Raw genomic sequence first — 12,899 nt, 5'->3', positions numbered from 1 at the left:
GCGCGATGAAGGTCACCGTCGGGGGTTCGCTGAAGCTCGCCTTCCGGCCCTGGGTGGAAGGCCTGGAGCACATCCCGGCCGAGGGCCCCGCCATTCTGGCGAGCAACCACCTGTCGTTCTCCGACTCGTTCTTCCTGCCGGCCGTCCTCGACCGCAAGGTGACCTTCATCGCCAAGGCCGAGTACTTCAACACGCCCGGGGTCAAGGGCCGGCTGACCGCCGCGTTCTTCAAGGGCGTCGGCCAGCTCCCCGTGGACCGCTCCGGCGCGCGCGGCGCGGGCGAGGCCGCCATCAGGAGCGGCATAGAGGTCCTGGAGCGCGGCGAGCTGTTCGGCATCTACCCCGAGGGCACGCGGTCCCCGGACGGCAGGCTGTACCGCGGCAAGCCCGGCGGCCTCGCGCGCGTGGCGCTCGCCACCGGCGCCCCGGTCATCCCGGTCGCCATGATCGACACCGAGAAGATCCAGCCGCCGGGCAAGGTGGTGCCGAAGCTGATGCGCCCCGGCATCCGCATCGGCAGGCCCCTGGACTTCACCCGCTACCAGGGCATGGAGCACGACCGCTTCGTGCTCCGCGCGGTGACCGACGAGGTCATGTACGAGATCATGAAGCTCTCCGGCCAGGAGTACGTCGACATGTACGCGACCGCCATGAAGCGGCAGCTCGCGGAGGCGGCGAAGGCCGAGAAGGAGGCGGGCAAGGCGGCGAAGGCCGCGCTCGCGCAGGCGGAGAAGGAACAGACGGCGAAGGAGAAGGCGGCCGAGCGGGACGGCGGCGCCGAGCGGAGCACCGAGCCCTAGCCGGGCCGGGGCCGGGGGCGGGGGCGGGGGGACATGGCCAGGCGCGAGAGAGTCATGAGGATGTCGGTCGAGCAGCCGCTGTGGCGCGCGCTCGCCGGGTACCGCGTGCTCACCATGCTGTACGCGATCGGCTTCTTCACCACCGCCTGGTCCGGCTTCACCCGCCCCTGGCTCGCCGTCGGCTACTACGCCGTCCTCTTCGTCTGGACGCTGGCGACCCTGCCCAGGGTCTCGGGCGCGGCCGGCTGCACCAGGGGCTTCCTCGCCGCCGACCTCACGATCGCCCTCACCGGCATCCTGCTCACCCCCTTCGCCGACGCTCCCGAACGGGTCATGGACGGCGGGCCGACCCTGCCGTCGATATGGACCGCCGGTTCCGTCCTGGCCTTCGCCATCAAGGGCGGCTGGCGCTGGGCGGCCATGGCCTCCACCCCGGTCGCCGTGGCCAACCTCGTCGAACGCGGCACCCCGGCCCGCGACACCGTCCACAACGTGATCCTCGTCTGGGTCGCCTCCATCGCCATCGGCTACGTCGTCGAGGTCGCCCGCGCCTCCGAGCGCACCCTCGCCCGCGCCCTGGAGATCGAGGCGGCGACCAGGGAGCGGGAGCGGCTCGCCCGGGACATCCACGACAGCGTCCTCCAGGTCCTCGCCATGGTGCAGCGGCGCGGCGCCGTCATCGGCGGCGAGGCGGCCGAGCTGGGCCGGATGGCCGGCGAGCAGGAGGTCGCGCTGCGCACCCTGGTCTCCGGCGGCCTGGTCCCCGTCTCCCGGGTGTCGGAGGACACCGCCGAGGGCGCCGTCGTACGGGCGGTGGAGGAACCGGACGAGGACGCCCCGGACGGTCCCGTCGACCTGCGCGCACTGCTCGCCCCGTACGCCGGGGCGCGCGTGAACCTCGCCGAGCCCGGCGCCCCGGTGCCCCTGGCCCCGGCCGCCGCGCGGGAGCTCGCGGCCGCGGTGGGCGCCGCCCTGGACAACGTCCGCAGGCACGTCGGCGAGGACGCGCGTGCGTGGATCCTCGTCGAGGACGAGCCGGACGAGGTGATCGTCACCGTCCGCGACGAGGGCCCCGGCATCCCCGAGGGACGTCTCGCCGAGGCCGAGGGCGAGGGGCGGCTCGGTGTCGCCCTGTCCATCCGGGGACGACTGCGCGACCTCGGCGGCACGGCCGAACTGATCTCGGTGCCCGGACAGGGCACCGAGGTGGAACTCAGGGCGCCGAAGGCGCCGGGCACATCCATGGACACCGGCGGCAGCGCACGGGGGAAGGCGGACCGATGACCGAGCGACAGGATCCGATCAAGGTCATGGTGGTCGACGACCACCCGATGTGGCGCGACGCCGTGGCCCGGGACCTCTCCGAGTCCGGCTTCGAGGTGGTCGCCACCGCCGGCGACGGCGAACAGGCGGTGCGCCGCGCCCGGGCGGCCGCGCCCGACGTGCTCGTGCTCGACCTCAACCTGCCCGGCAAGCCCGGGGTCCAGGTGTGCAAGGAGGTCGTCGGCGCCGACCCGAAGCTGCGCGTCCTGGTGCTGTCCGCGAGCGGGGAGCACGCCGACGTCCTCGAGGCGGTGAAGTCCGGCGCGACCGGGTACCTGCTGAAGTCGGCCTCCACCGGGGAACTGCAGGACGCGGTGCGCCGTACGGCCGTCGGCGACCCCGTCTTCACCCCGGGCCTGGCCGGGCTGGTCCTCGGCGAGTACCGCCGCCTCGCCTCCGAACCGGCCCCCGCCCCGGATACCGGCGAGCCCGGGGCGCCCCGGCTCACCGACCGCGAGACCGAGGTGCTGCGCCTGGTCGCCAAGGGCCTGAGCTACAAGCAGATCGCCGAACGCCTCGTCATCTCCCACCGCACCGTGCAGAACCACGTCCAGAACACCCTCGGCAAGCTCCAGCTCCACAACCGGGTGGAACTGGTGCGGTACGCGATAGAGCGGGGCCTGGACGACGCGTGACCGGAACGGGACGGTGACCGGACGCCCACGGGCAGCACTTCCCCGACCTGTCGGCGGCCGCGGACGGGGCGCCGTATATTCGGCCCGGAGCCCAGCGGAACGGGAGCGGTCATGGAGATCCTGGCCTTCGGCGTCCAGGCCGACGAGAAGCCCCTGATCGAGGAGGCGTTCCTCGGCCACGACGGCGTCCACTGCCTCGACGTCTTCCTCACCGAGGACACCGCCCCCATCGCGGCGGGCCACGAGATCGTCTCCACGTCCGTCAACGCCGACCTCGGCGCACGCGTCCTGGAGATCCTCGCGGCCGGCGGCACCCGGATGGTCGCCCAGCGCTCCACCGGCTTCAACAACGTCGACCTCGACACGGCCGAGCGGCTCGGCATGACCGTGGCCCGCGTCTCCTCCTACTCGCCCCACTCGGTCGCCGAGTTCGCCTGGACGCTCGCCATGGCCGTCAACCGCCGCATCGTGCGGGCCTCCACCCGCACCCGCGACTTCGATTTCCGCCTGCACGGCCTGATGGGCCGCGACCTGCACGGCCGCACCGCCGGCGTCCTCGGCACCGGCAAGATCGGCGAGGCGTTCGCCCGCATCGCCCACGGCTTCGGCATGCGGCTGCTCGGCTGGGACGTCGCCGAGAACCCGGCCTGCCTGGAGCTGGGCATGCGCTACGTCGCCAAGGACGAGCTGCTCGCCGAGTCCGACCTGGTCAGCCTGCACGTCCCGCTGATGGCCGAGACCCAGCACCTGATCGACGCGGACGCCCTGAAGGCGATGAAGGACGACGCCATCCTGGTCAACTCCAGCCGGGGCGGCCTGATCGACACCGCGGCCCTGGTCGGCGAACTGCGCGCCGGCCGCTTCACCGGGGTGGGCCTCGACGTGTACGAGGCGGAGGCGGGCCTGTTCTTCCTCGACAAGTCCCTGGAGGCCATCGCCGACGACACGCTGGCCCGCCTCGTCACCTTCCCGAACGTCCTGGTCACCTCGCACCAGGCCTACTACACCGAGGACGCCGTCCGGCAGATCGTCGACGCCACGGTGCGCAACGTCCTCGACTACCGGGCCGGCCGCCGCTCGGAGAACGTGCTCGTGCCGCGCACCTGACCGGTTAGCTCCCGCACGATCGCCGCGCCGTTCAGCGTCAGCACCGACTCCGGATGGAACTGCACGCCGGCGAAGCCCGGTCCGCGCAGCGCGTGCACCTCTTGCGCGGCACTCCGGCTCACCTCCACGCCGCGCGCGGCCAGCCCGGCGGCCGCCCGGTCGTCGCAGCGGGCCACGAAGCTGTTGTAGAAGCCGACGGTCTCCCGCCGCCCGAACAGGTCGATCCCGGTCTGCGCCCCCTGGAACGGCACCTCCTTGCGGACGATGTCCAGACCCAGCTCGGCCGCGATCAGCTCGTGCCCCAGGCAGACCCCGAGGACACCGTGCCGGCCGTCCCGCAGCACGTCGGCGGTCAGCGCGCGCAGGAAGCGCATCTTCGGATCGGCGGAGTCGCACGGGTCACCGGGACCGGGCCCCAGCACCACCGGGCCCTGGTGCCCGAGCACCGCCTCGCGCAGCCCCGGCTCGTCGTACCGCCGGACGGTGACGCCGAGCCCGGCCGAGCGCAGCACGTGCGCGAGCATCGCGGTGAACGTGTCCTCCGCGTCGACGACCAGGGCCTGCCCGGTGAGCAGGTCCGACGGTTCCCGCATCCGCAGCCAGAACGGCGCCAGCGATGCCCGGCGCCCGTCCAGGGCCGCCCGCACCCGCGGATCGTCGGCCAGCCTCGGTCGCCCGGCCTCAGCACGGGGCCGGGCGGGACGCACCCCCAGCGCCGCCAGCACCCCGGCGGCCTTGGCGTGCGTCTCCGCGACCTCGCCCGCCGGGTCAGAGCCCCGCACCAGCGTGGCGCCGACCGGCACCCGCAGCCGTCCTTCGGCGTCGATGTCCGCCGTACGAATGAGGATGGGCGAGTCGAGGCTCTGCGCACCGCCCGCGTCCCGGCCGAGCAGCGCCAGCGCACCCGCGTAGTAGCCCCGCCCCCCGGCCTCGTGCCGCTCGATGACCCGGCAGGCGTTCTGCACCGGCGAGCCGGTGACCGTCGCCGCGAACATCGTCTCCCGCAGCACCTCCCGCACGTCCAGCGAGGAACGGCCGCGCAACTCGTACTCGGTGTGCGCGAGGTGGGCCATCTCCTTCAGCCGGGGCCCGACGACGACGCCGCCCATGTCGCCGACGGTGCACATCATCTTGAGCTCCTCGTCCACCACCATCGACAGCTCCTCGATCTCCTTGCCGTCGGCGAGGAAGCGCAGCAGGTGCTCCGGGGACGGTCCCTCCGCGGGATAGCGGTACGTGCCGCTGATCGGGTTCATGACGACCGTGCCCCCGGACATCCGCACGTGCACCTCGGGGCTGGCCCCCACCAGCGTCCGGTCCCCGGTGTGCACCACGAAGGTCCAGTACGCGCCCCGCTCGCCCTCCAGCAGCCGCCGGAACAGGGCGAGCGCGTCGGCGCGCCCGAAGCCGGGGACGTGTCCCTCGTACGTCCGCCGGATCACGAAGTTGGCGCCCTCGCCCCGGCCGATCTCCTCGTCCAGCACCCGTCCGACGATCCGCGCGTACTCCTCGTCGTCCACGTCGAAGCCGCCGTCCTCGACCCGCACGTCGTGCGCGGGCAGCTGCTCCAGGGCCTGGTCGAGCGGGATGCCGTACCGCTCCTCGGGGGTCAGCACCAGCAGTGGTGTGCCGTCGTCGCGGACGTCGAAGCCGCGCTCGCGGATCTGCCGGAACGGCACCAGCGCCAGCCCCTCGTCGGGCAGCGCGGCGAGCCGGTCGTGCTCCGTCACCGGGCCGAGCAGCAGCTCCACGGTGTCGTGCGGGTGGCCCGGCGTGCGGCGGCGGAGCAGGGCGAACGGGCGGTCGCCGGCGGTCAGGGCGCGCAGGTCGAACTGTGGCATGGGTCCGTGTCCTTCTCGTTCTCTCGGTGAGAGGAACGGCCCGGACGCGAAAACACCGAAGGCCGCCTCTCGGGCGGCCTTCGCGAAGTCTTGCGTACGCGCAGTCAGTGGGCCGCCGGAGGAGCGGTCCACCACCAGTTCTGGGTCGAGTGCGCGAACATACGGCGCAGCGTACCCCACCGCCGCCCGTCCACAGGGCGTGCACCGTGTCTCACTCCCTGGGCATGCGCCGGGAGCGGTCATCCGACCCCGTAGTGTTGAGGCCGTGACCGTGAACGCTAAGACCAGCCCGAGCGCTGGCAACACCTGGCGAGACCTGCCCGCGGCGCAGCAGCCCGAGTACCCCGACACCGAGGCTCTGCGCGCAGTGATCGCGGACCTCGAGTCGTATCCGCCGCTCGTCTTCGCGGGCGAGTGCGACCAGCTGCGCGCCCGGATGGCGGCCGTCGCCAAGGGAGAGGCGTTCCTCCTCCAGGGCGGCGACTGCGCCGAGGCCTTCGACGCGGTGTCCGCGGACCACATCCGCAACAAGCTCAAGACCCTGCTCCAGATGGGCGCCGTGCTCACGTACGCCGCCTCGGTGCCCGTGGTGAAGGTCGGCCGGATCGCCGGCCAGTACTCCAAGCCGCGCTCCAAGCCGACCGAGACCCGCGACGGCGTCACGCTGCCGACCTACCGCGGCGACTCCGTCAACGGCTTCGACTTCACCGAAGAGGCCCGGATCCCGGACCCCGAGCGGCTCAAGCGCATGTACCACGCGTCGGCGTCCACGCTGAACCTGGTGCGTGCCTTCACCACCGGCGGCTACGCCGACCTGCGCCAGGTGCACGCCTGGAACCAGGACTTCGTGAAGTCGTCCCCGTCCGGCCAGCGCTACGAGCAGCTCGCCCGGGAGATCGACAGCGCCCTGAACTTCATGCGGGCCTGCGGCACGGACCCGGAGGAGTTCAAGACCGTCGAGTTCTACTCGTCGCACGAGGCGCTGCTGCTCGACTACGAGTCGGCGCTCACCCGCGTCGACTCCCGCACCGGTCAGCTCTACGACGTCTCCGGGCACATGGTGTGGATCGGTGAGCGCACGCGGCAGCTGGACCACGCGCACATCGAGTTCGCCTCGAGGATCCGCAACCCGATCGGCATCAAGCTCGGCCCGACGACGACGGCCGAGGAGGCGCTGCAGTACATCGAGCGTCTCGACCCGGACCGCGAGCCCGGCCGGCTGACCTTCATCGTCCGGATGGGCGCGGACAAGATCCGCGACAAGCTCCCCGAGCTGGTCGAGAAGGTCACCGCCTCCGGTGCCACCGTCGCCTGGATCACCGACCCGATGCACGGCAACACCTACGAGGCGGCCTCCGGCCACAAGACCCGCCGCTTCGACGACGTGCTCGACGAGGTCAAGGGCTTCTTCGAGGTCCACAAGTCGCTCGGCACCCACCCGGGCGGCATCCACGTGGAGCTCACCGGCGACGACGTCACCGAGTGCGTGGGCGGCGGCGACGAGATCTTCGTCGACGACCTGCACCAGCGCTACGAGACGGCCTGCGACCCGCGCCTGAACCGCAGCCAGTCGCTCGACCTGGCGTTCCTGGTGGCGGAGATGTACCGGGACCAGTGACGGTCCGCCCCCGACCGGGCGGCGGGCACACGGAATGGGGCGCGGGTCACATACGATCCGTGCCCCCTCCGCTTTTGCGGCTCCCGCGTGATGGGTAAGGTTAGGTTTGCCTCACCGACCAGTCGGGTCCCCGGTCGTCGGTACGGCACGACCCAGTACCCCGCTCGGGAGGTGAACCGCGTGTTCGTCTGCAGCTGCTTCGGTGTCACCGAGGAACAGGTGAAGGGCCACGCGGAGGCCGGCGCCTGCACGCCCCGGCAGATCGCGTCCGCCTGCAAGGCCGGCACCGACTGCGGCGGCTGCGTACGGCGCATCCAGGCGCTGCTCGGCCGCGGCGCCTGCCCCCGCCGGCAGCTCGCCGACCAGGGGGAACCGGTCCTCTCGGAGATTCCGGAAGCCGCCTAGACCAGCTTCGGTCCCGACGGGTCGGGCTGGGACTGCTCGATGACCGTCGACAGGTAGAGCGACTCGCCCAGCTTGTCGATCAGCTCCAGCTGGGTGTCGAGGTAGTCGATGTGGTGCTCCTCGTCGGCGAGGATCGCCTCGAAGACGTTGGCCGACGTGATGTCGTTCTTGGCCCGCATCACCTCGACGCCCCGGCGCAGCCGGTCGATGGCCTCGACCTCGATCTCCCGGTCGGCCTGGAACATCTCCGTCACGCTCTGGCCGACCCGCACGTGGAACAGGCGCTGGTAGTTGGGCAGGCCGTCGAGAAGCAGGATGCGGTCGGTGAGGAGTTCGGCGTGCCGCATCTCGTCGAAGGACTCGGCGCGCGTGTACTCCGCGAGCTTGGTCCAGCCCTTGTGGTCCTGCAGCTTCGAGTGCAGGAAGTACTGGTTGATCGCGGTGAGCTCGGCGGTCAGCTGCTCGTTGAGGAACTCGAGGACCTCGGGGTCGCCCTGCATCGCGTAAGGCTCCTTCCACGCGGGAACTGGCGGGTTGCGCCGCATGATTGCACCGGCATCGAAGATCGTCCAGTAAGTCTTGACTTAGTAAGTACGTACAGACTTAGAAAGAAATGCCCTTTTTGATCGCGTGTACCCGCATGTAAGGGGGCCGTGTCAGGGGCATCGGTCCGGGTCTGTCAGGATGGAGGCATGGGTCAGCCGGTGGAACACGGGTCGGGAGAGGGCGGTTCGGGGAAGACGCCGCAGGTCGAGCTTCCGCCGGGACAGCGGCTCCAGCGCGGCTGGCCGGTCACCCACTACGGTCCGGTCCCCAAGTTCCGGCCCGAGCGGTGGGAGTTCCGGGTCTTCGGCGCCACCGCCGGCGGCGACAAGCACTGCTGGACCCACGAGGAGTTCACCGCCCTGCCGTACACCACGGTCGTGGCCGACCTGCACTGCGTGACGAAGTTCAGCATGCTCGGCTCCGAGTGGGGCGGCGTGCCGGCCCGCACGATCCTCGAGATCGCCCCGCCCGCGCCCGCCGTCACCCATGTGATGGTGTGGGCGGAGTACGGATTCAGCTCCAACCTCCGGCTGTCCGACTTCGCCGCCGAGCGGACCCTGTTCGCCACCCACAAGGACGGCGAGCTGCTGACCGCCGAGCACGGCTTCCCGCTCCGCCTGGTCGTCCCCCACCTGTACGCCTGGAAGGGCCCGAAGTGGGTCCGCGGCATCGAGTACATGACCGCCGACCGCCGCGGCTTCTGGGAGGAGCGCGGCTACCACAACATCGGCGACCCGTGGCGGGAGCAGCGCTACTCCTACCAGGAGGAGCCCGGGGACGGCCCCGGGCTCTGACCCGGCCGCCGGATCAGCCGTCGCGCAGCTTCTTCAGCCGCTCCACGTCCGCGGCGTGCCCCTCCTTGCCGCCCGGTGTCTCGATGACCAGCGGCACGCCCTCGGTCGCCGGGTGCGTCATCAGTGCCCGGAACGGGTCCTCGCCGATGTGGCCGGCGCCGATGTTCTCGTGGCGGTCCTTGTGCGCGCCCGCCACGTCCTTGGAGTCGTTGGCGTGGATCAGCTTCAGCCGCCCCTCGCCGACGGTGTCCACCAGCAGGTCCAGCGTCCGGTGCATGCCGGCCGGGCCGGTCAGGTCGTGCCCGGCGGCGAAGATGTGGCAGGTGTCCAGGCAGACGCCCAGCTTCGGATGGGCGTCCAGCGCCTCGAAGTAGGGCCCGAAGTCCCAGGTCCGCGAGCACAGGGAGGCGCCCTGTCCGGCGGTCGACTCCAGCAGCAGGTACGGGTCGTCGTCGTGGGTCAGCTCCTCCAGCAGCGGCAGCATGAACTCCCGCACCTGCTTCAGGGCCACGGAACGGTCCCGTCCGCCGGTCGCGCTGCCGGTGTGCACGACCACCCCGAGCGCCCCGATCTCGCGCCCGCGCCGCAGCGAGTGCCGCAGCGACTCCACCGACCGCTCCACCGTCGCCTCGGTGTGCGACCCGAAGTTGATCAGGTACGGCGCGTGCACGTACGCCGGGATCGACTCGGTGGCGCAGGCCTCCCGGAACGCCTCGTCCTGCTTCGGGTTGCCGGCCGGGGTGGCCCAGCCGCGCGGGTTGGCGACGAAGACCTGCACGGCCTCCGCCCGCAGGTCACGGGCGTAGGACAGGCCGACGGAGTGCAGGCCGCCGGCCACGGGCACGTGACCGCCGACCGGGTTGCGCGGGAGGGCGGACTGTTGACTGTTCACCCGTTCAGGGTGTCATGCCCGGTCAGGGGTCCGGACCGTGAGAGCCGTCACCTGATGGTGATCTTGATGGTGGAGCCCTTGGGCGCCGTGTCCCCGCCGTCGACGGACTGGTCCTTCACGGTGTCGCCGAACAGCCCGAGCAGCCCGCGGTCCTCCTTCACCCCGAACCCGGCGTCCTCCAGCTTCCGCTTCGCGTCGTCCACGCTGTCGCCCACCACGTCCGGCACCTCGATCATCTCGGGGCCCTTGGACACGGTCAGCGTCACCGTGTCGCCCTCGGCGGCCCGGCTGCCGGCGTCCGGCGTCTGCCGGGCGACCTGCCCCTCGTCGTACTCGGAGGTGACCTGCTCGGTGGCGACCTTCACCTTCAGGCCGGCGTCCGTCAGCTCGGCCCTCGCGTCCGCCAGGTCCTCGCCGGTCACGTCCGGCACGTCGATCGGGCGGCCCTTGCTGACCACGAGGGCGACCGCCGAGCCCGCGCGCACCTCGCTGCCCGTCCCCGGGTCCGTGGAGATCACGAGGCCCCTGGGGACGTCCTCGCTGAACGCCCGGGTCACCATGCCCGGCTCCAGCCCCTCGTCCTCGAGCAGGGTCCGCGCCCGGTCCAGCTTGTAGCCCTGCACGTCCGGCAGCTTCACGGTGTCGGGACCGTCGGAGATCGTGAACGACACCGAGTCGTTCCGGCGGATCCGGGTGCCGACCCCGGGGTCGGTGCTGATGACGGTGCCCCGCTCGACCGTGTCGCTGTAGGCGTGCCGGACCGCGCCGACGTCGAGCCCGGCCTCCTCCAGCCGGTCCTCGGCCTGCGCCTGGGTCTTCGACAGCAGCGGTGGCACCTTGGTGAACTGGCCGGAGTTGATGTACCAGACGCCCGTGCCGACGCCGAGGACGAGCAGCACGGCGACGACGAGGGCCACCGGCCCGCGCTTCAGCCGCGGGCGGCGGCTCCGGGGCGGCAGCGGCGGCTCCGCCGCCAGCCGGCTGGTGCGGTGCACCCCGTCGGCGCCGGGGACGCCGGCCGGGCCGGCGGGCGGGTCGACGTCCTCGTTCACCGGCAGCGCCCGGGGCAGTGTCAGGGCGCGCGGGATCACACTCGTGCGGTCCTCGGCGTTGTCGTGGTCCGCGGCGAGAGCCTGCGGGGGCACCGCGTCCAGCTGCTCGGCGGTCAGCGCCGCACGCGCCTCACGGGCCCGTGCCAGCAGCGCCACGGCGTCGTGCGGGCGGACCTCCGGGGTGCGCGCGGTCGCCGAGGCGACCAGGTCGTCCAGCGGATACGCCATCCCCGGGACGGCGGCCGACGGCGGCGGCACGTCCTCGTGGAGGTGCTTGTAGAGGATCTGGGCGGGGGAGTCCCCCTCGTGCGGCTTGCCGCCGGTCAGCATCTCGTACAGGACGACACCGCACGCGTACACGTCGACCCGCGGATCGGCGGTGCCGTCCTCGATCTGCTCGGGCGCCAGGTAGGAGACCGTGCCCAGCACCGACCCGGTGGTGCTGGTGACCGTGTCCACGGCCCGCACCAGCCCGAAGTCGGCGACCTTGACCCGGCCGTCGTCCCCGATCAGCACGTTCTCCGGCTTCATGTCCCGGTGCACGAACCCGGCCCGGTGCGCGGCGCCCAGCGCGGCCAGCACCGGCTCCAGGATGTCCAGCGCGGCCCGCGGCTGGAGCGCCCCGCGCTCGCGCAGCACGTCGCGCAGGGTGCAGCCGGCGATGTACTCCATGGCCAGATAGACGTACGCCCCCTCGGCCCCCTGGTCGAAGACCTGGACGACGTTGGGGTGGTCGAGCCGCGCCACCGACTTGGCCTCGCGGATGAACCGCTCCACGAAGGTGGCGTCGGTGGCGAGCGTCGGGTGCATCACCTTCAGCGCGAGCACGCGGTCCAGGCGGGTGTCCACGGCCCGGTAGACCGTGGCCATCCCGCCGACCGCGATCCGCGCCTCGACGCGGTACCGGCCGTCGAGCACCTGCCCGACGAGAGGGTCCTGAAGGGTCGTGTCCACGCAGGCGAGTGTACGAGCCGCCGCGGACACCCGGCGGCCACGTCCGGATCCGCGGCGGTACTGAAGCGGACCTGTGACGCTTCCCACCCCACGCCCCGGCCGGCCGCCCGCGGCGGGTCACCCCCGCACGGGCTCACCGGAAAGCGGGCCGCTCCGGATCCAGCACCGCCAGGCCCTCCGCGGGAGACGACGCCTCCGCGAAGTGCCGGCGCGGAATCCGCCCGGCCCGCCGGGCCAGCCTCCCCGCCTCCACCGCGGAGCGCATCGCGGCGGCCATCAGCACCGGCTCCTGCGCCCGCGTCACCGCCGAGGCCAGCATCACCCCCGCACAGCCCAGCTCCATCGCCAGAGCCACGTCCGACGCCGTACCGGCCCCCGCGTCCAGGATCACCGGCACGCGCGCGTGCTCCACGATCAGCTGGAAGTTGTGCGGGTTGCGGATGCCGAGCCCCGATCCGATCGGCGACCCGAGCGGCATGATCGCCGCGCACCCGACGTCCTCCAGCTTCCGGGCGAGGACCGGGTCGTCGTTCGTGTACGGCAGCACCGTGAAGCCGTCGTCCACCAGCGTCTCCGCCGCGTCCAGCAGCTCGATCGGGTCCGGCAGCAGGGTGCGCTCGTCGGCGACGACCTCCAGCTTCACCAGGTCCGTGCCCAGCGCCTCGCGCGCGAGGCGCGCGGTGAGGACCGCCTCCCCGGCGGTGAAGCAGCCGGCCGTGTTCGGCAGCACCCGGATGCCGAGCTTCTCCAGCACCGACAGCACCGACCCGTGCACGGACGGGTCCACCCGGCGCATCGCGACGGTCGTCAGCTCCGTCCCGGACGCCACCAGCGCGCGCTCGAGCACGTCCGGGCTGGGTGCACCGCCGGTGCCCATGATCAGGCGGGACGTGTAGGCAGTACCGCCGAGAACGAAGGGATCGTCGGCCATG

The 12,899-nt window shown here is 72.2% G+C and carries 13 protein-coding genes; 7 read left to right on the top strand and 6 right to left on the bottom strand.

All coding sequences use genetic code 11. From position 1 onward, the window contains the following. Positions 1 to 5 precede the first annotated feature (5 nt). From ACFWJB_RS25265 to ACFWJB_RS25250, 4 genes are all read left to right on the top strand, one after another. Positions 6 to 800, top strand: coding sequence for a lysophospholipid acyltransferase family protein (locus ACFWJB_RS25265; protein WP_385460808.1), 795 nt, complete (start codon positions 6 to 8; stop codon positions 798 to 800). A 33-nt stretch (positions 801 to 833) separates the two neighbouring features. Continuing rightward, the gene (macS, locus tag ACFWJB_RS25260; protein ID WP_385460769.1) at positions 834 to 2,084 is read left to right on the top strand and encodes a MacS family sensor histidine kinase; all 1,251 of its coding nucleotides are present in this window, start codon (positions 834 to 836) and stop codon (positions 2,082 to 2,084) included. Next, positions 2,081 to 2,758 carry a response regulator gene (locus tag ACFWJB_RS25255; RefSeq protein ID WP_386925024.1) on the top strand — a complete coding sequence of 226 codons (678 nt, stop codon included), beginning with the start codon at positions 2,081 to 2,083 and terminating at the stop codon, positions 2,756 to 2,758. Before macS ends, ACFWJB_RS25255 begins: the two co-directional genes overlap by 4 nt. A 111-nt stretch (positions 2,759 to 2,869) precedes the next feature. Beyond that, positions 2,870 to 3,865: a 2-hydroxyacid dehydrogenase gene (locus ACFWJB_RS25250; protein ID WP_385460775.1), complete on the top strand. Its 996-nt coding sequence runs from the start codon at positions 2,870 to 2,872 to the stop codon at positions 3,863 to 3,865. Here ACFWJB_RS25250 and ACFWJB_RS25245 read toward each other — a convergent pair. Together ACFWJB_RS25245 and ACFWJB_RS25240 are read right to left on the bottom strand one after the other, a co-directional pair. After that, a complete protein-coding gene (locus ACFWJB_RS25245; protein ID WP_386925022.1) occupies positions 3,817 to 5,706 on the bottom strand; it encodes an anthranilate synthase family protein in 1,890 nt (629 codons plus the stop codon). The genes ACFWJB_RS25250 and ACFWJB_RS25245 overlap by 49 nt on opposite strands. 104 nt (positions 5,707 to 5,810) lie before the next feature. Beyond that, positions 5,811 to 5,867 (bottom strand): trp operon leader peptide, encoded by a 57-nt coding sequence (locus tag ACFWJB_RS25240; RefSeq protein WP_225634270.1) that lies wholly within the window; start codon positions 5,865 to 5,867, stop codon positions 5,811 to 5,813. A 104-nt stretch (positions 5,868 to 5,971) separates the two neighbouring features. Here ACFWJB_RS25240 and ACFWJB_RS25235 point away from each other — a divergent pair, with 104 nt between their 5' ends. Then, complete coding sequence (locus tag ACFWJB_RS25235; protein ID WP_385460781.1) at positions 5,972 to 7,324, top strand: class II 3-deoxy-7-phosphoheptulonate synthase; 1,353 nt, start codon at positions 5,972 to 5,974, stop codon at positions 7,322 to 7,324. A gap of 171 nt (positions 7,325 to 7,495) precedes the next feature. Continuing rightward, positions 7,496 to 7,729 carry a bacterioferritin-associated ferredoxin gene (locus tag ACFWJB_RS25230; protein ID WP_385460784.1) on the top strand — a complete coding sequence of 78 codons (234 nt, stop codon included), beginning with the start codon at positions 7,496 to 7,498 and terminating at the stop codon, positions 7,727 to 7,729. Here ACFWJB_RS25230 and bfr read toward each other — a convergent pair. Next, positions 7,726 to 8,229, bottom strand: a complete 504-nt coding sequence (gene bfr / locus ACFWJB_RS25225) for a bacterioferritin (protein WP_385460787.1) — start codon at positions 8,227 to 8,229, stop codon at positions 7,726 to 7,728. The two genes, ACFWJB_RS25230 and bfr, sit on opposite strands and share 4 nt — an antisense overlap. 192 nt (positions 8,230 to 8,421) lie before the next feature. On the opposite strand from bfr, the gene ACFWJB_RS25220 reads away from it, so the two are divergent. After that, positions 8,422 to 9,069: a sulfite oxidase-like oxidoreductase gene (locus ACFWJB_RS25220; protein WP_386925019.1), complete on the top strand. Its 648-nt coding sequence runs from the start codon at positions 8,422 to 8,424 to the stop codon at positions 9,067 to 9,069. Positions 9,070 to 9,082: 13 nt separating this feature from the next. Here the strand turns inward: ACFWJB_RS25220 and ACFWJB_RS25215 are convergent, their stop codons facing one another. The 3 genes from ACFWJB_RS25215 to ACFWJB_RS25205 form a co-directional block, all read right to left on the bottom strand. After that, positions 9,083 to 9,961, bottom strand: coding sequence for a deoxyribonuclease IV (locus tag ACFWJB_RS25215; protein ID WP_385460793.1), 879 nt, complete (start codon positions 9,959 to 9,961; stop codon positions 9,083 to 9,085). A 47-nt stretch (positions 9,962 to 10,008) separates the two neighbouring features. Further along, a complete protein-coding gene (gene pknB, locus ACFWJB_RS25210) occupies positions 10,009 to 11,967 on the bottom strand; it encodes a Stk1 family PASTA domain-containing Ser/Thr kinase (protein WP_386925017.1) in 1,959 nt (652 codons plus the stop codon). 133 nt (positions 11,968 to 12,100) lie between these two features. Then, complete coding sequence (locus tag ACFWJB_RS25205) at positions 12,101 to 12,898, bottom strand: thiazole synthase (RefSeq protein ID WP_386925015.1); 798 nt, start codon at positions 12,896 to 12,898, stop codon at positions 12,101 to 12,103. Position 12,899 lies beyond the last annotated feature (1 nt).

Origin of the sequence: Streptomyces sp. NPDC127100 (assembly GCF_042724095.1) — a bacterium.
Lineage (GTDB): Bacteria > Actinomycetota > Actinomycetes > Streptomycetales > Streptomycetaceae > Streptomyces.
This window is presented reverse-complemented; position numbering and strand designations above follow the sequence as displayed.